Below are 24609 nucleotides of genomic sequence, written 5' to 3'. Positions count from 1 at the left end.
TCCAATAGTTCGCTTACCAAAGCAGAAAGGCAACCAATACAGCGCCCAGCAATAAACGATAGATAACAAAAGGCAACATGCCAATCCGGCTTATCCAGCTAAGAAACAGATAAATGCACAAATAAGCACTGACAAAAGAGAATCCGGCGCCATATATCAGGGCAGACCAATCCACTGCTGTTTCGGCTTCCAGTAAATCCTTAGTGGCAAAGAGTCCGGCACCCAAAATGGTAGGTATGGATAATAAAAACGAGAAGCGCGCCGCGCTCTCCCGGTTTAACCCCAGCATTAAGCCGGCGGTCATGGTAATACCACTACGCGAGGTGCCCGGAATAATCGCTAACATCTGGGCCAGACCAATAATGATCGACTGACGCAGGTTTAACTGTTCGAGGGTTTTCTGCAATTTTGCCGTTGCATCGGCGTACCACAGCAATAAACCAAATACGATAGTGGTTACGGCAATAACCGCCGCACTTCGCGCATCGGTTTCGATGTAACTTTTCAGGAAAAAACCGGCTATCACAACGGGAATAGTCCCAACTACAACAAACCAGGCCAGCTTACTGTCAGCGGTTTGATTCTTGCTGAATCCCCGGGTTAAAAACGCCGTAGTCATTTGCAGGATATCCTGACGAAAATAAATCATAACAGCCATCAGACTGCCCACATGCACGGCAACATCAAATGCCAGGCCCTGATTTTCCCACCCTAATACGGCAGCGGGCAAAATCAAATGCGCTGAACTACTAATAGGTAAAAATTCGGTAAGCCCCTGAATAATGGCTAAGGCAATAATTTCGAAAAGCGTCATCCCTGCGGTGAACTCCAATTAAAATCTATAGGCGTGGTTAGCTGCTTGCTTTGATCAAAGGCCTGCCATAGTTGCAAAAACGTCTTTCCCGCTACCGGATGGCACACATCTGGAGCTATCTCGGCCAGGGGGCGCAGAACAAAAGCCCGCTTTAAAATTTCCGGGCGCGGTAGCGCCACCGGCGACTCGCAAATACATTGATCAAAGCACAATAAATCGAGATCCATTGTGCGTGAACAGTTTTGCTTATGCCAGTCTTTTCGCCCGTATTCCGCTTCTAATTGTTTGAATAACTGATGGATAGCGGAAAGCGATAACGTGGTGTCCACGCGGGCTACCCAGTTATAAAAACCCGGCCCTTCAAATCCAACCGCCGGGCACTCATAAACCGATGACACCACGACATTATTAAACTGCTGGTGCAATAAGCGATAGGCTTCCCGGGTATGAAATTCCCGGTCGATATTAGAACCAACCCCAATAAAAACCTGCGACACTTAGGCGGTAACCTCGTGGGTAATCCGGATCCCCACTTTACGCGCGTCGGGCAGGATCCCCGGCTTTTCGATGGTCAGAACCAGTTTTTGGATTGGAAAAGTTTCACACAGCGCCGTAATAACGGCATTGGCAAAAGCTTCAAGCAGTTCAAACTGCGAGTCTTTGCCAACCTGTTTTACGGTTTCGGCCATAGCAGCATAGTCGATGGTATCTGCCACTTCGTCAGATCCCATAGCGGCAGACAGATTGGCATCAACCAGTAAATCAATAATCAGTGTGGTATTGCGCGTTCGTTCCCAGTCATAGACCCCAATCAGAGTTGGCACTTCAAGCCCTTCAATAAAAATCTGCTGCATTGTTACGCCGCCTTTTTGCGTGAATATATCATTGGCGCAGAAGCTTACTCGATACGCCTGAGTATCACCAGTCCAATAACGACCAACAACAATATGATCCAGCGCTTGAGGCAGCAGCAATCGCTGGCTTTACAGGCAATATTCTAGTAGTGTGTGCACACTTAGCGTACGTTAAATGGAGTACGGCCTTGATTGCTCTTAGTCTGTTAATGATTGGTGTAGCCTACCTGATAGGTTCGATTAGCAGTGCGGTATTAATCAGTCAGGCTTTTCGTATTCCCGACCCTCGCCGCCATGGCTCTGGAAATCCCGGGGCTACCAATGTTTATCGTCTAGGCGGCCGGGTTCCAGCCCTGCTGGTGTTACTCAGTGACGTGCTAAAAGGCACTATTCCGGTTTATTCTGCTTATTTTATGGGTATTCCCCCTGTGACACTGGGATTTATTGCCATAGCGGCCTGCCTCGGGCATATCTATCCTCTGTACTTCAACTTCAGCGGTGGTAAAGGTGTGGCAACGGCGCTTGGTGCCATGCTACCGATAGGTCCTTCACTGGCAGGATTATTAATCGCCAGTTGGGCAGTGGTGGTATTTATCTGGGGTTACTCTTCGCTGGGCGCTATCGTTACTGTCGCCCTGGCCCCTGTTTTTACCTGGTTTATCAAACCCATGTATACCGTTCCGGTTGCCATGCTGTCGGTGTTGATAATCTTTCGTCACCGGGAAAATATTCAACGCCTGTTAAAAGGCGAAGAAAGCAAAGTCTGGGACAAAGGTAAGGCTAACGAGTAAGCCATTGGGGCTCAGGATTATTCGCGCAACTTTTGCAAGGCATAGTCCAGACTGGCGGTAGAGACCCCCCCCACGTGACGATACAATAATCGGCCTTCCGGTGAGTAAAATAAAGTTGTAGGTAACACCGCCACGCCAAATTCTGTACTGACCCCGGTATCAGGATCAAGCAATACATTAGCCAGCGTGAGATGCTGGGAAGCCAGAAACTCATTAACTACCGCTGCTGACTCCCCCTGATTCAGAAATATAAAATGAATATCCGGGTTTTGCTGTTGTGCCTGCGCGAGCACCGGCATTTCCCGCCGACAGGGCGGGCACCAGGTAGCCCACACATTCAGCACAATAGGTTTGCCGCTAAAGTTTGCCATGGGTACCGACTGATACAACGTATTCTGTACTACCGGCAACGGCATTAGTTCGGCACGGCTAGCCAGCGAATTCCACACATACAGCGGCACAATGCAACAGGTAGTCAGGATAATCACCTTTAATACAGGGCGGCACGTATGGGGGGAACGGGCTACGCGGTAGATTAATACCGCCAGTGAGGCCAGGACGCCAGCCTGGGGGGAAAATCCACCATCGCGAATATCCAGAATTCCTGGCCAGTCTGATTGATATTGTGGCCACATGTACCAGACAAACCCTGCCCGGGAACCAACCAGCCCGGCGAGAAACAAAGCAAACAGCGTATTTTCCGCGTGCTGACGCAGCGTTTTGGATTTTTCGAGAAGTCGTAGCAAGATCAGGGAGAGTAGCAAGGCTCCCCACAACAGTACGTAGTTAATGTCGAGGCCTATGGGGCCAATCGACAGGCTATGCACGGGTGCACAGCCCGGTACAGAACATTAATCCTTGCCTTCGCTAAACTGGTCAAACGCCAGCATGGCGTCTGCCGCATACATTAACGAAGGGCCGCCGCCCATGTACACAGCCATGCCAAGGGTTTCTTCGACTTCCTGTTTGGTGGCGCCCAGCTCAACTAATGCTTTTACATGAAAACCAATGCAGCCATCACAACGGGTTGAGACACCAATGGCCAGCGCAATCAGCTCTTTGGTTTTTTTATCCAGCACGCCGTCTTTGGTGGCCGCCTGAGCCATGGCCGAAAAGCCTTGCATGGTATCGCTGATATCACTGCGCAGCGCCTTGAGGTTACTGGAAATACGCTGGGTTATTTCGGGGTATGACTTACTCATCATTTATACCTCTTACGTTGTTGTTACTGTTCTGCCAATGCCTGCTTAAGCACATCCAGCTTACCGTCAATCGGGCGAATAATCTCAAGACCAAGCACCCTAGCCAGCGCCGGGTACACTTCCAGATTGCTAAACCGCGGGACTGTCACTCCTTGCTTAAAAGCCGGGCCGGCGGCAACAAACGTCGCGCCCATATCAGGATGTTCAGGCAGGTAACCGTGACCTCCGGGCCCGATCCGGCTTTGTTTGTTTTTAGCAAATCGCGCAGGCGCATCAATCGTTATAATAATATCACCAGTACGCTGATTTCGCGGCATGTGATAATGTTTTCGTTGACCCTCGTCAAACACCCGCACACCAGGTAAATTCTGCGCTTTCAGACGCTCATACTGGGCTTTTACCGCCGCTTCGCTTACGCCATCTTTTGCGTACAACAGGATTTGTTCGCCTTCGTTAAGCAGCAGAAAATCATCACTGATATCCAGTTCGTCCTCGAAGGTGACCTGGGTTTTGTCCACCGCAATCATGCCATGATCAGAAACAATGACCAGATTAACCTTAATAGGTAAAGTTTGCAGGCGGTCGTACAACTGACCAATTAATTTATCAACAAGCTGTACGGCCTCATAAGTTTGTTCAGCGTCCGGTCCAAAATTATGTCCCTCGGTGTCTATCAGCGAAAAATAGCCGGCAATAAAGAGCGGACGGGTGGCTTCGGGATAAGACAGCCATTCCATAATCTGATCGACCCGCTGTTTATAATCCGAGTACTTGGAATAATGAAAATGGTAGGTCGGTAGTTGTCCGCCAATACGCGAATCGGACTCCGGCCAGAAATACGTTGCCGCCGGGTAACCGTGGGTCTCAACCAGATTCCAGAACGGCATGGCGGTTATCCAGGTACTGTCTTTATAAGCTTCGCCCATAGAATAATACGCATGCCGGCTTTTATCGTAAAAACGGTTATTTACAATGCCATGATTAACCGGCAGCAAACCGGTTAACAACGAGATATGATTGGGAAAGGTATTGGCCGGATATACCGGCTGCATGCTTTCTGCACGCACACCTTCCCGGGCAATACGCGCCAGCGCAGAGGCGTTGTGTTTTTCGATATAATCATGGCGAAAGCCATCAATCGAGATAAGTACCACATGTTGTTCAGGGCGCTCCGCCCGGGCTGTCAGGCTGGTGAGCAGCAGGCAGCACAACAGGCTGCCCAGAGATAGTCCTTTCATAAGAGTCTAACGCTTTGGAATAAAAGAAGAAGATTAGACTCCAGTATTATTACAATGGTGTTAACGAATCAAGTGGCCAGCGAGGAACGACCGATTCCGAAAGAGGAGTGGTTTGTCCGGCCTTTAAACGCTGCAATCCCGCGTAGGCGATCATTGCGCCGTTATCGGTACAAAAACTCAAGCCGGGATAAAACACTTCGCCTTTTATGCTGTCCATCAGCTCGGTCATTGCGCTTCTGAGCGACGTATTGGCACTTACCCCACCGGCAATAACCAGGCGCTTAAGCCCCGTTTGCTTAAGTGCCCGTCGACACTTAATGATCAGTGTATCAATAACGGCTTCCTGAAAGGCAAACGCAATATTTGCTTTAGTTTGCGGCGCATCATCTGCGTCTCGGATAGTATTCGCCGCAAAGGTCTTAAGGCCGCTAAAGCTAAAGTCGAGGCCGGGGCGGTCGGTCATCGGTCGTGGAAAACTGTAATGACCACCCTCACCTTGTTCTGCCAGTTTGGCTAACAACGGGCCCCCGGGGTAATCAAGCCCGAGTAACTTAGCGGTTTTGTCAAATGCTTCACCGGCGGCATCATCAATAGATTCGCCAAGCAGTTCGTAGCGTCCGATGCCATCGACCCGTACCAGCATGGAATGACCGCCGGAAACCAACAACGCCACAAAAGGAAATGCCGGGGCGCTCTCTTCCAGCATCGGCGCAAGCAGGTGTCCTTCCATATGATGTACGCCGATGGTAGGAACGTTCCAGGCATAGGCCAGAGAGCGGCCCACAGAAGCACCAACCAACAGCGCGCCGACCAGACCGGGGCCGCGGGTATAGGCTATGCCTTCGATATCGGCCGCACTGGAGTTCGCGTCCTGCAGCGCTTTTTGAATTAAGGGTACTATTTTACGCACATGGTCACGGGAGGCCAGTTCGGGTACCACACCACCATAGTCTGCATGCAGTTTTACCTGACTGTAGAGTGTGTGAGACAATAAACCCCGTTCATCATCGTATACGGCGATGCCGGTTTCGTCACAGGATGTCTCGATACCTAATACACGCATAATTGCTTACTAGCCTCATTAACAGGTTAAACCAGGGAGAGTGGCGGCAAAGTTTACCCGAATTGGTAAAATCAGGCCACTATCGGGCACAAGGCAAATTCCATAGCGGAAATTTGACTACTTTTTTAACACTAAGACTTTACATCTGCGGCGTGAATGATTAGAATTTCGCACCATTTTTAACCCGGGTGGTTTAAAAGTACCTGTTGAATCCCGGATATCTGTTAAGTTTTGAGGTGAATTTTTAATGCCTATCGTTAAAGTTAGAGAAAACGAGCCATTTGACGTAGCACTGCGTCGTTTTAAGCGTTCTTGTGAAAAAGCCGGTGTTCTGTCAGAAGTTCGTCGTCGTGAATTTTTCGAAAAGCCAACCTGGGAACGTAAGCGCAAGAAAGCAGCTGCTAAAAAACGTCACCTGAAAAAGCTGGCTCGCGAAAACGCACGTCGCGTTAAACTGTACTAATCATTTTACCTGATAGTACAGTTCGACAGCCGTAGCAATGCGGCAAAAACCTGTTAGCAATCATTTACTGAGTAACTTATGGCGCTAATCGACGATTTAAAGAATGCACAAAAAGATGCAATGCGAGCTAAAAACAAAGTTCGTCTTGGCACTATTCGCATGGCGTTAGCAGCAATCAAGCAAAAAGAAATCGATGAACAGGTAACTTTAGGCGATTCTGACATCCTGGCAGTTCTGACCAAAATGGTTAAGCAGCGCCAGGATGCCGCTTCTCAGTATGATGCTGCGGGTCGTGAAGATCTGTCTGCGACTGAGCGCGCGGAAATCGTCGAACTCGAGTCCTTCTTACCCCAACCTCTCACCGCAGAGGAAATTGCCGCACTGATCGACGAAGCAATGGCTTCTACAGGTGCCAGCGGCATGCAAGATATGGGTAAGGTAATGGGTGTATTAAAACCCCAGGTACAGGGCCGGGCAGATATGGGTGCGCTGAGCGCCCTAATTAAACAGCGCCTGGGCTAAACGTCCCGCTTCTTTGCTGTTGTTCTGGTTATAGCGCATATCATTGCGCTAGCCACATATCCTGATAAAGTAATCGCAACCAATCACTTAACGGCAGCGTAAATAGTTTATGGCAGGAAAAATCCCTCGCGAATTTATTGATGACCTGCTGGCACGTACTGATATTGTCGAAATTGTCGACAGCCGGGTACGGCTAAAAAAGGCGGGAAAAAACTATTCTGCCTGTTGTCCGTTTCATGACGAAAAAACGCCCTCTTTTACGGTAAGTCAGGATAAACAGTTTTATCATTGCTTTGGCTGTGGCGAGCACGGTAATGCGATTTCATTTTTGATGGAATATGACCGCCTGGAATTTGTCGAAGCCATTGAAGAGCTGGCTAAATTGCACGGACTGGAAGTACCAAGAGAGCAAGGCAGCCGCTTTAGCAGCGATAAAAACAAACAGCAAAGTGAGTCTGATTATCAGTTGATGGAAAAAGTCACGCGCTTTTTTCAGCATCAGCTAAAACATCACGCCCAGGGGCAGAAAGCCGTTGATTACCTCAAACAACGGGGGCTTTCCGGCGAAATCGTAAAGCAATGGGAAATTGGCTACGCCCCCCCGGACTGGGATGCCGTGCTCAAGACCTTCGGCAATGAACCCGCAGTCAGAAAGCAACTGCTGGACCTGAAACTAATCAATCAAAACGATAACGGCAAGCAGTACGATTTTTTCCGTGACCGTATTATGTTTCCGATTCGGGACAAACGGGGCCGGGTTATTGGCTTTGGTGGCCGGATAATGGAGGGTAACGGCCCAAAATATTTAAACTCGCCGGAAACCCGTATTTTTCATAAAGGTTATGAACTGTTTGGTTACTACCACACCCGTCAGCAGCGCAATTTACAGCGGATAATGGTGGTTGAAGGGTATATGGATGTGGTGGCATTAAGCCAGTTTGGTATTCAGTATGCTACTGCCGCACTGGGTACGGCCACTACTCAGGATCACATGGCCATGTTAATGCGTGGCACCCAGGAAATTGTTTGCTGTTACGACGGTGACAGAGCGGGTCGCGACGCAGCCTGGCGGGCTGTTGAGAATGCCTTACCAGTTTTGAAAGATGGTATTCAGCTAAAGTTTTTATTTCTGCCCGACGGGGAAGATCCCGATACCATGGTGCGTAAAATTGGTCAGCAAGCCTTTGAAGAGATGGTGGCCAGCGCAGCGCCACTCTCGACGTTCTTTTTTGAAGCCTTGCTCAAGCAGCATTCAGTAGGTACACCAGAAGGTAAAATTGCCCTTAAATCGGCAGCCCAGCCAATGATTGATCAGGTCATTGGTGAACAGCAAAAACTCATGCTCAGCGAACAGCTGAGTAAGCATGTGGGCGAATACGACCGCTTTAAGCTGGACCGGGATATCCGCGCCGCCAATAGTGGTCCGGGTGGTGCTGCGCCACAACGCAAGCAGCCCAAAGAACCCGTCAGTACGCTCAATAAAACCCGCTTATCGCCAATCAGTGTGATGATTCGTTTATTGTTGGAACATCCTGTTCTGGCAGCAGATTGCGCGGATTCGGTACAACCGGAATTTTTAGCAGGTTCAGGAATTGCCGGACTCAATGTTTTACAGGACGTGTTCACTTTTTGTGCCACCCATCCACAGGCAAACACTGCCCAGGTGGTTGAAAACTTCCGTACGCATCCCTATTCAAAGAATCTGGGCCGGCTGTTAATGCAAGAGCATTTTATTGATGAAGCTGATGCCCATAAAGTTTTTCGCGATTGCTTTGCCCGCTTATTAGACTGGCATTTCGATAGCCGCATTGACCAATTGTTGTCAAAATCACGAATACAAGCGCTAAGCAGCGACGAAAAACAGGAATTAAATTTGCTCATGCGTGAGCGACAAAACAGCTGAATAAGCAAAAAACACCGTGACATTGACCACGTTGCTGGAGGTAGCCAGCATACACAGGCGCACGGTATAACGTTAACCAAAGAACAGTTTTGACCAGCTTTTAAGCAAAATTAGATGTGGTAAAAATAACCGCTATGGTAGTCAAAATAACAGCGTTTCTGTTATACTGTGTAATTCGCTGCCGTCGTCGCAATGGGCAGGCAATTAAACGTAAACCAACAAAAAGCAATCAAGGCAGTATCAGATTAGTTCACCAATAAACTAATTGGGCTGCGTGACTCCTAACAGAATTACATTTGTGCGGGTCATATTGCAATGGTTAATTTTTGAAAAGTGTAGGGTATATGGCGCAAAGCAAGCAGTCTCAGATCAAACTTCTGATTGCGAAAGGTAAAGAACAAGGTTATTTGACATTTTCTGAAGTCAACGACCATCTGCCTCAAGACATTGTCGATTCGGATCAGATAGAAGATATCATCCGCATGATCAATGACATGGGTATCCAGGTAGCAGAGTCTGCACCGGATTCCGATGAACTGTTAATGCAGGAAACCACCACCGACGAAGAAGTTGCAGAAGCGGCAGCGCAAGCGCTGGCAACAGTAGAGAGCGAAATCGGACGCACCACAGACCCGGTACGCATGTACATGCGTGAAATGGGTACTGTTGAACTTCTTACCCGCGAAGGCGAAATCGAAATCGCCAAGCGAATCGAAGACGGTATCAACCAGGTACAGTGCTCCGTTGCAGAATATCCGGAAGCTATTACATACCTGTTAGACCAATGGGATCTGTACGAGGCCGAAGAAATTCGCCTAAGCGATATTATTTCTGGCTTTGTTGATCCTAACAAAGAAGAAGATCTGGCCCCAACCGCAACTCACGTGGGCTCAGAGCTGTCTCAGGAAGAACTGGACGACGAAGACGACGACGAAGATGAAGACGACGAAGAGGAAGAGGACGATACCGGTGTTGATCCGGAAGAAGCCCGCCAAAAGTTTGCCGAACTTCGCGCTCAGTATCAGATTGCCCGTGACGTAATCGAAAGCAAAGGCCGTACTCACGATGCCGCGCGTAAAGAAATTAACGCGCTGAGCGAAATCTTTAAAGAGTTCCGTCTGGTACCTAAGCAGTTCGATCGCCTGGTACGCAACATGCGTGAAATGATGGATAGAGTACGGATCCAGGAACGCCTGGTAATGAAGTACTGCGTCATGCACGCCAAAATGCCGAAGAAAGATTTTATCAAGGCATTTGCTGGTAACGAGACTTCTACCGCATGGTTAACTGAGATCCTGGCTGGCAATGCGCCTTATGCAGATGTATTGCAGGGATATAAAGAAGAGATCGAGCGTAGTGTTGGTAAGATTTCTCAGGTTGAGCAAGAAACCGGTCTGGTTATTGCCGACATCAAGGATATCAACCGCCGTATGTCTATCGGTGAAGCAAAAGCCCGCCGAGCCAAGAAAGAGATGGTTGAAGCCAACTTACGTCTGGTTATCTCCATTGCGAAAAAATACACTAACCGTGGTTTACAATTCCTGGACTTAATTCAGGAAGGTAACATTGGTCTGATGAAAGCGGTAGACAAGTTTGAATACCGTCGTGGTTATAAGTTCTCGACCTATGCAACCTGGTGGATCCGTCAGGCGATCACACGTTCAATTGCAGACCAGGCACGGACCATCCGTATCCCGGTACACATGATTGAAACCATTAACAAGCTGAACCGTATCTCTCGTCAGATGCTGCAGGAAATGGGTCGTGAACCAACGCCTGAAGAACTGTCTGAGCGTATGCTGATGCCAGAAGATAAGATTCGTAAAGTGCTTAAAATTGCGAAGGAACCTATCTCAATGGAAACCCCCATTGGTGATGACGAAGATTCGCATCTGGGTGACTTTATCGAGGACAGCACGATTATTCAGCCCCTCGATTCAGCCACTGGTGGTAGCTTAAAAGATGCCACCCAGGAAGTACTTGCCGGTCTTACCGCTCGTGAAGCAAAAGTACTGCGTATGCGGTTTGGTATCGATATGAACACTGACCATACCCTGGAAGAAGTAGGTAAGCAGTTTGACGTTACCCGTGAACGTATCCGTCAGATTGAAGCGAAAGCGTTACGTAAATTACGTCACCCAAGCCGCTCTGAGCAGCTGCGTAGCTTCCTGGACGAGTAATCGCCAACGCGCAAACTAACAAAAGCCAGTCTCACGACTGGCTTTTTTGTTTCACTCGTCATACGCAAGAAAATGCATCTTATGACTCTTAGGATTAATAACGACTTTATACTGATTCAGGAAATCGCTACCCAAAATCCCCACTATTCCCAGATCAGAAAGTACCGATAAATCCATTTCGTAACCGGTTAAACTAAGCAACCGGCCATTAAGGGCAAATTCAATCGGATTGTCCTCGTTCATTTCTACCTGTTTAGGGTCAAATACGGATACTGTCGCCCCGGTATTAAGCATTACCCGTTGTACCTCACCGTTAATCAAAACTGGTAATATAAGCGGCCCTGATGTATCGCTGTATGCTTCGCTCATGGTGGGTTTAAACGTGGCGGGCAAGTCATTGTGCAAACGAATAACGCTATTAACGTAGTCCAGTTCGACAATGTAGTCCTTTAAATATCCCCAGCCGATAACGGCCGAAAAGTCGGTAGCAATTTGCTCTGCCACCGCTTCGATATCGCCGGGAGAGGTAGTAAATGGCATATCAGTAATGGTGTTGGTACCCAGCGAAAGTGAGGCTACTTTTCCCTGATAGACATCCATGATATCGCCGTTTATATTTGTCGCCTGATAGCCTGTTTTATTTAGTGGCAAACCCAGTTTACCGGCAACCGCTGTGGCAAGCTGAAAAGTCTGTTGGTCGCCTATATCAATCATCGCCAGCAGTGGTGTGCCATTTACGCCGATATCAGTAAATATGAGCCCGTAAGGAATTTGTTGAAAGGCAATGACATTAACGGGCGCTGTCAGCCCCTCTGCACGACCGCTAATGGCAAAGACTATCCCGGTAAAAAGCAACAACGGCAGGTAAACCTTTTTCACTAATTACCCATCCCTGATAATTCGTTTTTGTCACCATAACATTAATCATTGCCGTTCATTTTTTCAACAAACTTCACTCTGCATAGCCTGCCCCAATGGCATTAAACGGCATATCCAGCTCCAGCTCAGGAACCTGTAAGCCAACCCAGGCCGGAAAAGTATTGCTGTTCGGTCCCGGAAAAACCGTGTATTCGTTTGCCCAAGGATAGCGCGCTATCGCAGCTTCGATATCCGGGATTAACCGACGGGCTTTTTCGCCCTGAATCGACAGTACCTTTTCGGGGCGCGCACCATACCAATAACGGTCCGGATTAGCCGTTTTATAATTTCGCAATGCGGGATAACCACTTTTTACCCGCCAGCCAACAACTTCGTACACATCATACTCATCCGCTCCCTGCTCTTTAAACGCTATCCAGGTATGCACAGCAAACCAGCCTCGCCAACTAAAGGCATCGGCAGCGTAAACTTCTATAACAGCGTCTTTGACCACCGCCGGTGAAGGCGCAATACCAGCGGGCTCACGGCTGGCAGTGCGCCAGTCGCTGTTACTGCAGCCGGTTATCGCGAAAATGAAAAAAAGCATGATGGCCAGTCGCTTTTGCATGTAGGTCCCCTCGCTGATTCGAATTACCTGTGAATTTATCTAACCAATCCTTTATACGTTATGCAAGCAAACGCCGACCAACGACCTGGAGGGCGGGCTAAACTTTAACCAGCTTCACTGGAAATATCATTTTGAAATCAGCATACTGGATAAAAAACGCATCAGGGAGAGCATATTGAACTGGATTGACTACGCCATTATCGGGATATACCTGATTGGTCTGCTGGCGATGGGCATGGCCTTTCGTCATCAACCTAATAGTAAAGAATACTTCCTGGGTGGCCGCAGTATTCCCTGGCCCGCACTGGCGTTATCGGTGATGGCCACCCAACTCTCTGCCATCAGTTTTATTTCAGCCCCCGCCTTCGTTGGTTTGCGTGAGGGCGGCGGGCTGATCTGGTTATCCTACGAACTGGCGTTGCCAATTGCCGTACTCCTGATGATGTGGCGGCTTCTGCCCACGTTACATCAAAGTGGCGTGGTGAGCGTTTATGATTTTTTAGAGCGACGTTTTGAACGCTCTACCCGACTGCTGATTAGCTTTGTCTTTCAACTCAGTCGCTCCTTTGCTACGGCAATCATGATTTACGCCATTTCCCTTATTTTGCAAGGCACCATGGGCCTGGAACAATGGCACAGCATTGCCTTAATCGGAGTCATTACGCTCATTTATTCTGCTGTGGGCGGAATGAAAGCAGTGGTATTTGGCGACGCCGTACAAATGATCATTATTCTGGCTGGCGCGCTCACTTGCCTGTGGGTCGCCCTAGACGCCATTGGTGGCATGGATACCGCCTTATCGCTTATCGATAGCAGCCGAATGAAGGCCATCAATACAGATTCAGCCGGTTTAAACGGCAATGACTTCGGCTTACTGCCCATGCTGTTTGGCGGTATTGTTCTCTACGCATCCTACTATGGCTGTGACCAGTCGGAAGCTCAGCGCTCTCTCTCAGCCCACAGTGTTTCGGACTTGCGCAAAGTAATGTACACCGTGGCTTTAAGTCGTTTTCCCATTACTGTTATCTACTGTACAACAGGCTTGGTTATCGGCGCGTTAGTGATTAATACGCCTTCTTTACAAGCGCAGATCCCTGCCGACCAACCCGACTGGATGATGCCCATCTTTATCGTTAACTATTTACCGCCTGGTGTTATTGGCCTGTTAGTCGTAGCAATCATGGCAGCCGCCATGTCGTCGCTTAGCTCGGCAATTAACAGCCTGGCGGCGGTTACCACCGAGGACTTGTGTCGATACAAAGGCCATACCCCTTCAGATGAAGAATATATGCGTTTTGCCCGCCTGGCCGGAATTGGCTGGGGCGTTGTTACACTGATACTGAGCCTGTTTGCCGGGGATATTGCGCCAACCATTATTGAAGCCATCAATAAAATAGGCTCCGTATTTTATGGCCCGGTACTGGCTGTATTCTTACTGGGGATCCACAGTAAAACCGTTACTGCCAGGGCGGCCAACGTGGGCTTGCTGTTGGGCGTATTCAGTAATACTTTTTTATGGCTGAGCGATAACCCAATCTTCTGGTTCTGGTGGAATGCCATTGGCTTTGTGGTCACAGTAGTCAGTGGAATTCTGGCTAACCGGTTAATCCCAGCCAGCAATACAGCAACACCACAGGCCAGTTACACCGGCGTAAACAGTAAAATGATCGTGGTGTTAGCAAGCTGGAGTGCCATACTGATTTTGGTCTGTCTCAATTTATCCGCCTGGTTAAGCTAAAAAAAGCCCGCAGATGCGGGCTTTGATTTTAATTGATCAACCGTTTAGCGTACCGGTAACTCCATAACACCTGAAGCAGTTACCCCTTCATTAGTTTGGTATTCATAGTTAAATCTAACCGTATTCACGCTCTCAGGCTTGTTATCGCCCAGATAAAAAGAAGAACTGACACGATAAACCAGATCGCCGGTGTCCAGCGTGGCCCCTCTGATAAATCGGTAGTTAGTGTAGTTAGCATCAAGGATTTCGTTGCTGGCGATGTTCAGCCCAACGTAACGGGAATAATTAACATCACCATCCATAACCACTTCTATGGTGCGGTTTTCCTGATATTCATAACCGTCGTCGGTGTAGCTTACCAGGTTCAAAATCAGGTAATTCAGCGTCTCGATACTGGTTGGCAGGTAAAAATACACGGAATCGCGATATTCATACTGCTCGCTTGACACGCCTGCGCTGTTCTCACTGACTATTAACGAGCCATTGGTGTAATAGTTTTCGTTATCGGCAATGATATCGTTGATATCAAACACCGCGGTTGCAGAAACCGGGGTAGTAAACGAAATTTCATCCTCGTATAGTTCAAATTGCTGGCCGCTCGATACATCCGTTAACATCCCAATCGTATACTGGTGCTCAGTATTTGCAGGTAGTGCCGAATCTGGGGTTAAAATCAGCTGAGTATTGTTCAGCCCCGTTGTTAATGACAACGCAACTTCCGCTTCGGTAGTTCTGACCCGGGTATAACCTGCCGGAACCGCATCGGTATCACTTTCATTACCGACAATAATTTCGACCGACTCATAAGTTAATGAAACATTAGCTTCATCGACCTGTACTGGTGATGAGTAATAAACTGTATAGGAAAAATCATCTTGCGATAAAAATGACGCAACAGTTTCAATGTCGATATCCACAGTTGGGTCGATACTTTGGGCAACAAGAACCAGTGACAGTTCTGCATTATCAGCAACTTCATAATAACTGTTTGACGAAAACCCGTTGGTCGACACTCTTAACCATGTTTGGCCTGTTATGCTATCGGTTGACCGGTTAATCGACACACTGCCAGTACGATAATAAGTTTCACCAGAGGTAAAACCGGGCATAGTCAGGGATAAGTGACCATCAAATGGCGTATCTACACTGTACTGCTCACTACTGTCATCATAGGCAGGCTGTTGATTGTTTTCAAAAATGGTAAATGCGGCATCCGGGATCAACTCGCCGTCTTCATTCACCAATGTAATACGAATTGTTTTTTCTTCAGGAACCAAATCAGCCAATTGCACGAGCCTTAAAGCGGTGCCTTCAAGCTCCTGTGGCGAACTCACGTATAATACTTCATTGTTAAAATAAGCATTACCTGTTCCATCCGCAATATCGAAGTCTGGCTCGCCATCATTATCTAAGTCGGCAATAGCGCGAAGCGATAAGCCAAAATCTCTTGGAAGTGTGATCGAATAAGTCTGAGTCGTATCATCAAAGCTTGAAACGTGGGCATAATTTGCTGCTGTGCTGAATCGATTGCCATAATAGGAGTGAGCAACAAACTCGAGGCCAGAAATGGCATCACCGGTATCGTTATTTAACACGCTAAAAGTGACTTCAACCGGTTTAGATACCGCCATGGTACCCAGGTCAAAATAGGCTTCGCCTTCGGCGCTCGGAGTGGTAATGAAAAATGCACGGTTAACAAAACTACCATCAGCAAAGGTCACATACACAGTTAAGTCACTTTGCGTTGGCAGGTCCTCAATGGTAAATAAGCCGTCAGAGGTTTCGATACCATCTGTTAATACTGTCTCACCTTGCAATACCGTAATGATTGCAGAGCCATCCGCTACAGCTTCATCCTGATTAGTGTCTATGATTACGCCGGAAATAGTTACCGAATGTTGTTCCTCTTCCTGCTGGGAAAGCAGTTGATTTTGCTCGGTCAGGATCTGATTTTGCTGACGAAGAGACTCGGCTACTTCTTTATTACCGTCGTCATCTACTTCTAAACAGCCAGAAAGCGACAACGTTGAAATAATGGATAAAGAGAGCAGTTTAAGTGGGAATTTCATACACCTACATCCTTGATATATTTTAATTAAACCAAGGATGACAAACTTGCGCGGTAAGCCAGCGGGCGTTAAAAACGGCAATGGGGACTACAGCTTCATCCTTGAAAGTCAGTCCCATACTAAACGAATAACATTTTGAACTGCAATAGTTTTATCCTACCAACGGGTGGGAATAAAACTATTGCAGAGAAGCCTTCCGTCTACTCACCTTTTACGTAAGGAATTTCTTCTTCCAGCTCTTCGAGTTTGTGGGTACGTTTGAGTGGCGAACCGGTATTGCGGGCCATCCAGTAGTAAGCTGTGGGCACGATATACAGGGTTAAAAACGCTGACACCAGAACACCGGCAAAGATAACCATACCAATAGCCATCCGACTCTCAGCGCCGGCGCCGCTCGCGATAACCAGCGGAATACTACTAAATACCGTAGTAAAACCGGTCATCACAATCGGCCGCAATCGCATCGCCGATGCTTTTCGCAGGGCAGATTCAAATTCTTCACCAGCATCACGCAACTGGTTGGCAAACTCAACAATCAAAATACCGTTTTTCGCCGCCAGACCAATCAACATTACCAAACCAATCTGGCTGTAGATGTTAAGTGTCATATTCGCAAAATAAAGGCCAATAAAAGCCCCAAGTAGCGCCAGTGGTACCGTCATCATGATGACTAACGGATGTACCCAGCTCTCAAACTGTGCTGCCAGTATCAGGTAAGTAATCGACAGTGCTAACAGAAAAACAAATACAAAAGAGTTACCGGATTCCTGATACAGCTGTGACTCGCCTTTGTAGTCTATAGACACTTCATCCGGTAATTCGGTTTCAACGATATTTTCCAGATAAGCCAGCGCCTCTCCCAGTGAATAGTCATTCGCAAGGTTGGCAGAAATTGTCACCGAGCGCATGCGGTTATAACGGTTTAGCTGTGCCGACGTGGCTTGTTCTTTAAACGTCAGCAGGTTATCCAGCGGGATGAGCTTGCCGGTATAACCCGAGCGAACATACAGGTTTTCGATGCTGTTAGGGCTACGAAATTCTGACTCAACCCCTTCAAGGATAACGTCGTATTCCTCACCTCTGTCGAGGAAGGTGGAAACCCGACGTTGCCCCAGCATCGTCTCCAGTGTTCGGCCCACATCGCTGATAGATACCCCCAGATCAGCGGCCCGATCCCTGTCTATCTCAATCAGCAGTTGCGGAGAGGTCGATTTATAATCTGAGTCAATGCGAACCAGTTTAGGATTTTCAGAGGCTTTTTCGATGAGAATATCGCGCCATTCTGCCAGATTTTCATAGGTATCGCCCTGCAGTACAAATTGTACCGGACGACTAAAACCACCACCGCCGATGCCTGCACGCATAATTGTAAATGCCCGTACATCAGGGATGACACTTAATCTTTCACTAATTTCATCCATGATTTCAAAGGAAGAACGATCTCTTTGCTCCCATGGAACAACCCCCACGACAACAATCCCCGCACGTCCGCCCCAGCCAGGCGCTCTTACCAACACCCGGTCGAGTTCGCCAGCCTCCCGATATTCCATCACAATATCTTCAATTTGCTTTAAATTGCGGGAGTTACTTTCAAAACTGGCTCCCTCCTGAGATTGCATGATGACATAGAAGTTACTGCGGTCTTCCTTCGGCGTAAATTCTGCCGGAATGCGTTGTTGCAACTGGTAGATAACGGCCACAGCCACCGCCAGCAACAACATCATCATAATCGGTTGATGAATGGTTTTACCCAGACTGTTGAAATAACCATCTTCGAGCTTTTTAAAGTTGTTATCCAACCAGTTACCAAAGCCTTTACGCTCGCTTTTCTTTAGCAGGATAGAGCCAAGCATAGGCGAAAGTGTCAGTGCGGTTACACTGGAAAAGGCCACCGCCGCAGCAATCGCCAGCGCAAACTCAGTAAATAACCGCCCCACGTTCCCTTCCAGAAACACCAGTGGCACAAACACCGCTATCAGTACTAACGTAGTGGCCACAACGGCAAACCCCACTTCACGTGTTCCCCGATAGGCCGCCAGGATTGCCGGCTCACCCATTTCGATACGGCGGTGAATGTTTTCTAATACCACAATGGCGTCATCAACTACCAGACCAATAGCCAGTACCATCGCCAGCAGCGTTAACAGGTTAATTGAGAAACCCAGTGCCAGCATTACCATAAAGGCCGCAATCAGAGAGACTGGCACCGTTATCGCCGGGATCAGCGTCGCACTGACATTTCCCAGGAATAAGTAAATAACAATCACCACCAGCAGCATGGCGATGCCCAGGGTGTTGTACACCTCAGAAATAGACTGTTCAATAAACACCGACGAGTCATAGCTGGGGACAATAAAGATGTTGTCCGGCAGGCTTTGCTCGATTCGGGCTATTTGTTCCCGGGCGGCCCGGGCGACCTCCAGGGTATTGGCTTTTGACTGCTTGATAATACCCAGTCCAATCATATTCACGCCATCGCCACGAAACTCGGTTTCATCTTCTACCGCCGCCAGTTCAACCCTGGCAATATCGCCAAGACGCACCAGATAGCCATCATCACCAATAGCAACGGTGAGCGCAGTAAAGTCTTCCGGGGTCAGGAAGCTGCGGGCCACACGCACTTCAAAGTCACGGTTTAATGACTCGACCTGACCGGCGGGCAGTTCAACGTTTTCAGAACGGATCACCGACTCAACGTCAGCAACGGTAACATTGCGGGCTGCCATCGCCGTTCGGTCGAGCCACACTTTCATAGCGTAGGTTCGGCCGCCGCCAATTCGTACACGGGCAACCCCGTTTACAATGGATAAGCGGTCGACCAGATAACGCTCGGCGTAATCAGTCAGCTCCATGGTGTTTAAATTAGTACTTCTGAGGTTAAACCACATGACCGGCTGTTCGTCTGAGTTGGACTTTGATACTTCCGGCGGATCGGCCTGATCCGGCAGGTTATTCAGTGCCCGACTCACCCGCTCCCGTACGTCGTTAGACGCCGCATCAATATCCCGCGACAGCTCGAATTCAATAGTAATATCCGAGCGACCATTACGGCTGGTAGAAGTAATGTTTTTAATCCCTTCAATACCACTGATACGGTCTTCCAGTAACTGCGTAATTCGGGTTTCAACGATATTGGCCGAGGCACCAGGGTAAGTGGTATTAATGCTGACAATGGGCGGATCAATATCCGGATATTCCCGTAGCGACAACATGGAAAAAGACACAATGCCAAAGATAATCAGCAGCAAGTTAACGACCGAGGCAAAGACCGGTCGCTTTACCGATACATCAGATAACCACATAGTTTAGCTCTCCAACGTATCGCGATTCAGCACTCTCACCTCGGAGCCATCACGCACCCGCAGTGTGCCTTCCACAATAATTTGCTCGCCGCGATTAAGGCCTTTTACTATCTGAACCCAGCCAGGACGACGCTCACCCACGATAACTTCGCGCTCAGAAACCACGTTATTTTCTGCTACCACATACACAAATTGCTTGTCTGCATTGGGCACCAGCGCTTCTTCTGGCACCACCAACGTATCAAGCACCTGCTTTTCGATAGTCACCTGCATAAGCATACCGGGACGCAGTGCTGAGTCAGGATTGTTAATTACAGCCCGGGACAGCATGGACCGGGTAACCGGATCGATACGAGAATCCATAGCCGCTATTTCGCCGCTGAACTCACGACCAGGATATGCCACAGAGGTCGCCGTCACTTTCTGGCCAATGGCCATACTCGCCAGATGGTTTTCTGCCACGTTAAAATCAACTTTTACCACACTGATATCATCCAGCGTGGTAATTTCGTCAGCCGGACGCACCAGAGAACCCACGCTGATACGACGAATACCCAAACGACCGCTAAAAGGGGCCTTTATCTGTAAATCGTCCAATTGTGCATTGGCTACAGCAATTTGCGCTTCCAGCGATTTCACCAACGCCTGCTGTTCGTCCAGCAATTGCTCCGAGGCGGCGCTGGATTTAGCGAGGTTGTTAATCCGGCTTAACTGACGTTTGGCCTCTTCCAGGCTAACCTGTAACTGCGCCACTCTGGCAATTTCTTCTTTATTGTTTAACTGCACCAGCAATTGACCGGCTTTTACCTTGTCACCATCGTCAAACAATACACGGGTAACGGTATCTGCCACCTGGGCGGTTAGCGTTACGGATTCATTGGCTTTAGCCGTGCCCAGGGCATCAATGGTTATCGGAAAAAGTTGATTGGTGACCTGATACACCTTAACCGGCGTCAGTTTTTTCGCCGGACGCTGCCCGGTCTGCTCCTGCGGCCAGTTGAGAAAAGCCAGTAAACCAATAAGTAACACCAAACCAAGCAACAGCGGCGATAGCTTTTTACCCAATGCCATAATGAATCCTGCTATACTAGCGCCCGCAGATTGTACAAATATGCAGGCACTGGAAATTAAAAATAAATGTTAACGAATGGCCTAATTTTACCCGATAACCTGCTCAAAAGAGCGCGTTTAACAGCAATATTCTGTGTTTTAACGTTTTTCGGTTGCCAACCAGTGCCTCCCTCTGCACCCAGTTGCAGATAAAGATAGTACCCAAACGCCTGTAACTGAAGCTGACGCCGCCGCTTGTCTTATCCGTCTCAACCACACCGTGTTGCTGGTAAAACACCGTTTATCCGGCAAACTGGATTTTCCCGCTGGTGGCGTACAATCAGGCGAAAGTCCCCGGTGCGCCGCCCATCGCGAAACCTGGGAAGAAACCGGCTTTAATGTCGAGGTGGGTCGACTTCTCACCTACACTGCTTCTGGCATGCCGGTTTTTGAGTGCACCGGTGAACCAACAATGACAGCGCTGGCCACCGAGGCCGCGGCCCCGGACTGGGCACAAATCGAAGTGGCGGGATTAATTCGGGTAAATCCCTTTACCATTGACGACGACGCACTACGCTTTAAAGATGATTTATTGCCTTTACGCGATGCCTTCGTTGGCGCGGGTCAATCTGCCGAATCAAACAGCATCATTGTCGAATAAAAAGCCATAACGCTGTTTTTTTGCGCTGGCGCAAGATTATTGAGCAATGTCATTTTGCTATTCTTATAAGCAATGTATGGTTAGGTCATCAAGCAATCAGACTCGATTGAACAAAGGAGAATGTTATGCCGGCATACACACCGCCGCTCGCTGATTTTACGTTTTTAGTCAAAGACTGGCTCAAGATCGACGAGTTATATCAGTCGTTAGGACTCGATGAGTTCGACGCCGATTTGGCGTTGGAAGTTATTGAGCAAGGTGGCAGGTTTGCTACGGATGTAGTCGCGCCATTAAACCGTGAAGGTGACGAACAGGGTTGTAAACTCAACAATGGTCAGGTGGTTACCCCTGACGGCTTTGCCGCCGCGTACCAAAGTTATGTAGAAAATGGCTGGAATGCCATGCTTGGCGATATCGAATACGGTGGTCAGGGCCTGCCTTACTCTATGGCCGTGCCGGTGCATGAAATGCTGAATTCGGCCAGTCTTAGCTGGCGCTTAACCTCCATGCTCACCGAGAGTGCCGTACTGGCAGTAACCAAACACGCCAGTGATGAACTCAAGGCTATTTATCTGGAAAAACTGGTCAGCGGTGAATGGACCGGTACCATGAACCTTACCGAGCCACAGGCCGGCAGCGACTTAAGCCTGCTCGCCACCAAAGCCGAGCCCAATGACGATGGCAGTTACTGCATCACCGGGAGCAAAATCTTCATTACCGCCGGTGACCATGACTGGACCGATAATATCATTCATATGGTACTGGCCCGTTTACCTGACGCTCCCCCCGGTGTAAAAGGCATCAGCCTTTTCCTGGTACCCAAGTTTCTGGTCAATGAAGCGGGTGAACCCGGCGAAAGAAATGCCGCGGTGCCCAGTGCACTGGAAAAGAAAATGGGTATTAAGGCCAGTCCTACCTGCGTAATGAATTTTGACGGCGCAAAAGGCTGGCTAGTGGGCGAACCACACTGCGGTCTGGCTTGTATGTTTACCATGATGAATGATGCCAGGTTTCAGGTTGGTCTTGAAGGCTTAGGTGCCGCAGAGGCCTCTTTTCAGGGCGCTTTAACTTACGCCCGTGAACGCCTGCAATCCCGCGCCCCTCAAGGCGTGCAACAGCCTGAAGCCAAGGCTGATGCCATCGTCTATCAGCCCGACATTGCCCGTATGCTGCTTACCCAAAAAGCCCTCACAGAAGGTAACCGGGCACTGGCAATGCTTTACGCTAAATATATGGATATTGCCCACAATAGTTCGGGCGACGCCCACGACAACGCCGAAGGTGTGTTGCAGTTCTTAACGCCCATTTGTAAAGCCTTTATGACCGATGCAGGTTTGGAAACCACCAGTCTTGGCATTCAGGTGTTTGGTGGTCACGGCTATATTCGCGAATGGGGAATGGAACAGCTTATGCGGGATGTGCGCATTGCAATGCTGTACGAAGGCACCAATGGTATCCAGTCCCTCGACTTGATTGGCCGTAAGCTCACCCGTGACCGCGGCGATTTGCTTGGCTTGACCCGCACCGCGTTTGCTGAGCTGACCGATAAGATGACAGACCTTAAAACCAAAGCAGAGGCGGCGGAATTACTCGAGCAGTGGTATCAAACTTCACTTGAAGTCAAAGGCTATTCTGCGGTTGAAGCCGCTGGCGGTGCCTGTGATTACCTGGCCTACAGCGGCTACTGCCTGTTAGGCGTTTTGTGGTATTCCATGGCCGATGCAGCGGCGACTGCTGATAATCCGGTGGTTGCAGCGGGTAAGCAAAAAACCCGTGATTTCTATGTGCAACGTATTCTGCCCAGAGCACAGGCTCACAAATCCGCATTGCAACAGTCAGCAGAAACCTTACTGGCTCCTCAGGGCGGTGAATACGACTATCTGTAAGCACCAATCAATCGAACCATAACGCAACAAGGCCGCTAAACGCGGCCTTGTTTTTAAGCTTTAATTTTTAGCCAGGGTATCCTGGAATTCTTCATCGAACCACCGTTTTAGCATGTCTTTCTCGTAACGGAGCGCGTCGTTACTCCGGGCCCGGCTAATACGGTTCATGAAAGCCATTTCTTTTAAATCAACCTGAGCGGATTTTACTACCTTGTCACCCTGCTTAAGTTCATAACTGAATTCCATGCGCGGAAAGTACAGTGTATCGACCACCCGAATATCAGCCGCACCACCCCGCATAGTCGGCCATACTTCACCGGCCAGATCCAGATCGGTCACGGTTAAGCTAAGGGTTTCGTTTTGCGGCAACGCTTCAGCCAGTTCGTTGAGATACTTACTCAGGGATTTAAACACTCTGTTACGAAAACCTTTGCGAGACTCATTACTGGGGCGAATATCCCGATAAGCCGCCGGATCCTGCCAGGTCACTTTAACTTTTGACAACTCGTTAGTCGGGTTTTCGACAGGCTTGTCCGTGGCCGCATTAGCGTACCCGCCAGACAAACAAACCGCCACCAGGCAAGCCAACCATTGGGTTTTGAACTTGTTTCTCATTGTGGAAACCTCCATACGATTCAGTTTATCACATTAATAGATACGGCTTTTTTCTGGTTTTAGCGCACCCGTTACCAAAAGGATGTCGTCGACCAGGTCTTATACTATCCTATAACGTACCGTATCACAGTTAAACTGAACAGCTTCTGAACAGGTGTCCTTAAGAGTCCCTCTCCGGCACATGAATTACCGGCGAACTGCGGAGTTCTGAACAAAAGGAGTGGAGTGTCACACCGAATATGTAAGGATTCCGATCGGAGTTTTCACAATACGCATCATAAAACTGAATAGTGCGCGCTCGTGAAGAAAGCACAGCATCAAAGTACTCTTGCTGAGACGGACGCATAGCAGAATATTGTACTTCCAGTTTACCTTTTATTTCGGCAAGTTGTTGTCGCTCTTCCCTGGTCGCAATTTCTTCCATCCAATGACTCAACGAATTTTGCACGTCAGAAAATAAATACTGAACAAAGGGTAGCTGCAATACCACTACCAAAATAGCGATTTCAATGATGACAGCGAACGAACGAAACATTTTTACCTCTCCCAAACTAGTGAGATCAGTTTAACCAATTCTTCTGTGATGTTAAGTGATGACTTTTATACTTAGTTATTAAGAGTAATAGCCTGTGAAAAATCTGCCATTTTTGACCTAAACCAATAATCCTTAACATGGCACCATGTGTGTACACAGGTAAAATACGTTACACTACCGCCCGCGGCGAATCAGACTGCGATTGATCTATATTAAATAAAATTAATATACGATTGC

22 protein-coding genes are annotated in these 24609 nt (G+C 48.5%); 8 read left to right on the top strand and 14 right to left on the bottom strand.

Annotated features, from left to right (window positions below; genetic code table 11):
• Positions 1 to 13: 13 nt before the first annotated feature.
• Genes BFC17_RS11615 through folB form a run of 3 tightly spaced genes read right to left on the bottom strand, consistent with a single transcriptional unit; the run spans position 14 to position 1668 of the window.
• Complete coding sequence (locus BFC17_RS11615; RefSeq protein ID WP_070176651.1) at positions 14 to 814, bottom strand: undecaprenyl-diphosphate phosphatase; 801 nt, start codon at positions 812 to 814, stop codon at positions 14 to 16.
• On the bottom strand, positions 811 to 1311 hold the full coding sequence (gene folK / locus BFC17_RS11610) for a 2-amino-4-hydroxy-6-hydroxymethyldihydropteridine diphosphokinase (RefSeq protein ID WP_070176650.1): 501 nt from the start codon (positions 1309 to 1311) through the stop codon (positions 811 to 813). The genes BFC17_RS11615 and folK overlap by 4 nt, the downstream gene beginning before the upstream one ends.
• The gene (gene folB / locus BFC17_RS11605; RefSeq protein ID WP_070177175.1) at positions 1312 to 1668 is read right to left on the bottom strand and encodes a dihydroneopterin aldolase; all 357 of its coding nucleotides are present in this window, start codon (positions 1666 to 1668) and stop codon (positions 1312 to 1314) included.
• A 188-nt stretch (positions 1669 to 1856) separates the two neighbouring features.
• Here folB and plsY point away from each other — a divergent pair, with 188 nt between their 5' ends.
• The gene (plsY, locus tag BFC17_RS11600; RefSeq protein WP_070176649.1) at positions 1857 to 2459 is read left to right on the top strand and encodes a glycerol-3-phosphate 1-O-acyltransferase PlsY; all 603 of its coding nucleotides are present in this window, start codon (positions 1857 to 1859) and stop codon (positions 2457 to 2459) included.
• A gap of 17 nt (positions 2460 to 2476) precedes the next feature.
• Here the strand turns inward: plsY and BFC17_RS11595 are convergent, their stop codons facing one another.
• From BFC17_RS11595 to tsaD, 4 genes are read right to left on the bottom strand one after another with little or no spacing between them, the layout of a single operon-like run.
• Positions 2477 to 3286 carry a TlpA disulfide reductase family protein gene (locus BFC17_RS11595; RefSeq protein ID WP_070176648.1) on the bottom strand — a complete coding sequence of 270 codons (810 nt, stop codon included), beginning with the start codon at positions 3284 to 3286 and terminating at the stop codon, positions 2477 to 2479.
• Between the two features lie 24 nt (positions 3287 to 3310).
• Complete coding sequence (locus BFC17_RS11590; RefSeq protein ID WP_425304325.1) at positions 3311 to 3664, bottom strand: carboxymuconolactone decarboxylase family protein; 354 nt, start codon at positions 3662 to 3664, stop codon at positions 3311 to 3313.
• Between the two features lie 20 nt (positions 3665 to 3684).
• Positions 3685 to 4899 (bottom strand): alkaline phosphatase family protein, encoded by a 1215-nt coding sequence (locus tag BFC17_RS11585; protein ID WP_070176646.1) that lies wholly within the window; start codon positions 4897 to 4899, stop codon positions 3685 to 3687.
• Between the two features lie 49 nt (positions 4900 to 4948).
• Positions 4949 to 5962: a tRNA (adenosine(37)-N6)-threonylcarbamoyltransferase complex transferase subunit TsaD gene (gene tsaD, locus BFC17_RS11580; RefSeq protein WP_070176645.1), complete on the bottom strand. Its 1014-nt coding sequence runs from the start codon at positions 5960 to 5962 to the stop codon at positions 4949 to 4951.
• A 247-nt stretch (positions 5963 to 6209) separates the two neighbouring features.
• Between tsaD and rpsU the strand changes: the two genes are divergently transcribed.
• The 4 genes from rpsU to rpoD all read left to right on the top strand — a co-directional run bounded on the left by rpsU (position 6210) and on the right by rpoD (position 11030).
• Complete coding sequence (gene rpsU, locus BFC17_RS11575) at positions 6210 to 6425, top strand: 30S ribosomal protein S21 (protein WP_012517258.1); 216 nt, start codon at positions 6210 to 6212, stop codon at positions 6423 to 6425.
• A 78-nt stretch (positions 6426 to 6503) separates the two neighbouring features.
• A complete protein-coding gene (locus tag BFC17_RS11570) occupies positions 6504 to 6947 on the top strand; it encodes a GatB/YqeY domain-containing protein (protein ID WP_070176644.1) in 444 nt (147 codons plus the stop codon).
• A 109-nt stretch (positions 6948 to 7056) separates the two neighbouring features.
• Entirely contained in the window at positions 7057 to 8850 is a 1794-nt protein-coding gene (gene dnaG / locus BFC17_RS11565) for a DNA primase (RefSeq protein WP_070176643.1), read from the top strand.
• A gap of 344 nt (positions 8851 to 9194) precedes the next feature.
• Positions 9195 to 11030: an RNA polymerase sigma factor RpoD gene (gene rpoD, locus BFC17_RS11560; protein ID WP_070176642.1), complete on the top strand. Its 1836-nt coding sequence runs from the start codon at positions 9195 to 9197 to the stop codon at positions 11028 to 11030.
• Between the two features lie 51 nt (positions 11031 to 11081).
• On the opposite strand, the gene BFC17_RS11555 is transcribed toward rpoD, so the two are convergent.
• Positions 11082 to 11909, bottom strand: a complete 828-nt coding sequence (locus BFC17_RS11555) for an aspartyl protease family protein (RefSeq protein ID WP_070176641.1) — start codon at positions 11907 to 11909, stop codon at positions 11082 to 11084.
• Positions 11910 to 11982: 73 nt separating this feature from the next.
• Positions 11983 to 12516 (bottom strand): DUF3750 domain-containing protein, encoded by a 534-nt coding sequence (locus BFC17_RS11550; RefSeq protein WP_070176640.1) that lies wholly within the window; start codon positions 12514 to 12516, stop codon positions 11983 to 11985.
• 175 nt (positions 12517 to 12691) lie between these two features.
• Here BFC17_RS11550 and BFC17_RS11545 point away from each other — a divergent pair, with 175 nt between their 5' ends.
• On the top strand, positions 12692 to 14254 hold the full coding sequence (locus tag BFC17_RS11545; RefSeq protein WP_070176639.1) for a sodium:solute symporter family transporter: 1563 nt from the start codon (positions 12692 to 12694) through the stop codon (positions 14252 to 14254).
• A 44-nt stretch (positions 14255 to 14298) separates the two neighbouring features.
• On the opposite strand, the gene BFC17_RS11540 is transcribed toward BFC17_RS11545, so the two are convergent.
• From BFC17_RS11540 to BFC17_RS11530, 3 genes are all read right to left on the bottom strand, one after another.
• Complete coding sequence (locus tag BFC17_RS11540) at positions 14299 to 16323, bottom strand: hypothetical protein (RefSeq protein WP_070176638.1); 2025 nt, start codon at positions 16321 to 16323, stop codon at positions 14299 to 14301.
• A 200-nt stretch (positions 16324 to 16523) separates the two neighbouring features.
• A complete protein-coding gene (locus BFC17_RS11535; protein WP_070176637.1) occupies positions 16524 to 19625 on the bottom strand; it encodes an efflux RND transporter permease subunit in 3102 nt (1033 codons plus the stop codon).
• Between the two features lie 3 nt (positions 19626 to 19628).
• Positions 19629 to 20696 (bottom strand): efflux RND transporter periplasmic adaptor subunit, encoded by a 1068-nt coding sequence (locus BFC17_RS11530; RefSeq protein ID WP_070176636.1) that lies wholly within the window; start codon positions 20694 to 20696, stop codon positions 19629 to 19631.
• A 259-nt stretch (positions 20697 to 20955) separates the two neighbouring features.
• Between BFC17_RS11530 and BFC17_RS11525 the strand changes: the two genes are divergently transcribed.
• Both BFC17_RS11525 and BFC17_RS11520 read left to right on the top strand, forming a co-directional pair.
• Positions 20956 to 21336, top strand: a complete 381-nt coding sequence (locus BFC17_RS11525) for an NUDIX hydrolase (protein WP_229680947.1) — start codon at positions 20956 to 20958, stop codon at positions 21334 to 21336.
• Positions 21337 to 21461: 125 nt separating this feature from the next.
• The gene (locus BFC17_RS11520; protein WP_070176635.1) at positions 21462 to 23222 is read left to right on the top strand and encodes an acyl-CoA dehydrogenase family protein; all 1761 of its coding nucleotides are present in this window, start codon (positions 21462 to 21464) and stop codon (positions 23220 to 23222) included.
• A gap of 60 nt (positions 23223 to 23282) precedes the next feature.
• On the opposite strand, the gene BFC17_RS11515 is transcribed toward BFC17_RS11520, so the two are convergent.
• Together BFC17_RS11515 and BFC17_RS11510 are read right to left on the bottom strand one after the other, a co-directional pair.
• Positions 23283 to 23837 carry a DUF3016 domain-containing protein gene (locus BFC17_RS11515; protein WP_083271696.1) on the bottom strand — a complete coding sequence of 185 codons (555 nt, stop codon included), beginning with the start codon at positions 23835 to 23837 and terminating at the stop codon, positions 23283 to 23285.
• Positions 23838 to 23997: 160 nt separating this feature from the next.
• A complete protein-coding gene (locus BFC17_RS11510) occupies positions 23998 to 24372 on the bottom strand; it encodes a hypothetical protein (RefSeq protein ID WP_070176634.1) in 375 nt (124 codons plus the stop codon).
• Between the last annotated feature and the right edge of the window lie 237 nt (positions 24373 to 24609).

Origin of the sequence: Marisediminitalea lipolytica, assembly GCF_001758465.1 — a bacterium.
GTDB classification, from domain to species: domain Bacteria; phylum Pseudomonadota; class Gammaproteobacteria; order Enterobacterales; family Alteromonadaceae; genus Alteromonas; species Alteromonas lipolytica.
The sequence above is the reverse complement of the archived record's forward strand: the minus strand, read 5'-3'. Positions and strand labels throughout refer to the sequence as shown.

Bases quoted from the DNA above. Each gene is read 5' to 3' on its own strand.
- BFC17_RS11535 (WP_070176637.1), bottom strand. From the start codon at position 19,625: ATGTGGTTATCTGATGTATCGGTAAAGCGACCGGTCTTTGCCTCGGTC.
- BFC17_RS11550 (WP_070176640.1), bottom strand. From the start codon at position 12,516: ATGCAAAAGCGACTGGCCATCATGCTTTTTTTCATTTTCGCGATAACC.
- tsaD (WP_070176645.1), bottom strand. From the start codon at position 5,962: ATGCGTGTATTAGGTATCGAGACATCCTGTGACGAAACCGGCATCGCC.
- BFC17_RS11530 (WP_070176636.1), bottom strand. From the start codon at position 20,696: ATGGCATTGGGTAAAAAGCTATCGCCGCTGTTGCTTGGTTTGGTGTTA.
- folB (WP_070177175.1), bottom strand. From the start codon at position 1,668: ATGCAGCAGATTTTTATTGAAGGGCTTGAAGTGCCAACTCTGATTGGG.
- BFC17_RS11515 (WP_083271696.1), bottom strand. From the start codon at position 23,837: ATGAGAAACAAGTTCAAAACCCAATGGTTGGCTTGCCTGGTGGCGGTT.
- BFC17_RS11615 (WP_070176651.1), bottom strand. From the start codon at position 814: ATGACGCTTTTCGAAATTATTGCCTTAGCCATTATTCAGGGGCTTACC.
- BFC17_RS11585 (WP_070176646.1), bottom strand. From the start codon at position 4,899: ATGAAAGGACTATCTCTGGGCAGCCTGTTGTGCTGCCTGCTGCTCACC.
- BFC17_RS11540 (WP_070176638.1), bottom strand. From the start codon at position 16,323: ATGAAATTCCCACTTAAACTGCTCTCTTTATCCATTATTTCAACGTTG.
- dnaG (WP_070176643.1), top strand. From the start codon at position 7,057: ATGGCAGGAAAAATCCCTCGCGAATTTATTGATGACCTGCTGGCACGT.
- rpoD (WP_070176642.1), top strand. From the start codon at position 9,195: ATGGCGCAAAGCAAGCAGTCTCAGATCAAACTTCTGATTGCGAAAGGT.
- BFC17_RS11590 (WP_425304325.1), bottom strand. From the start codon at position 3,664: ATGATGAGTAAGTCATACCCCGAAATAACCCAGCGTATTTCCAGTAAC.
- rpsU (WP_012517258.1), top strand. From the start codon at position 6,210: ATGCCTATCGTTAAAGTTAGAGAAAACGAGCCATTTGACGTAGCACTG.
- BFC17_RS11520 (WP_070176635.1), top strand. From the start codon at position 21,462: ATGCCGGCATACACACCGCCGCTCGCTGATTTTACGTTTTTAGTCAAA.
- BFC17_RS11570 (WP_070176644.1), top strand. From the start codon at position 6,504: ATGGCGCTAATCGACGATTTAAAGAATGCACAAAAAGATGCAATGCGA.
- BFC17_RS11510 (WP_070176634.1), bottom strand. From the start codon at position 24,372: ATGTTTCGTTCGTTCGCTGTCATCATTGAAATCGCTATTTTGGTAGTG.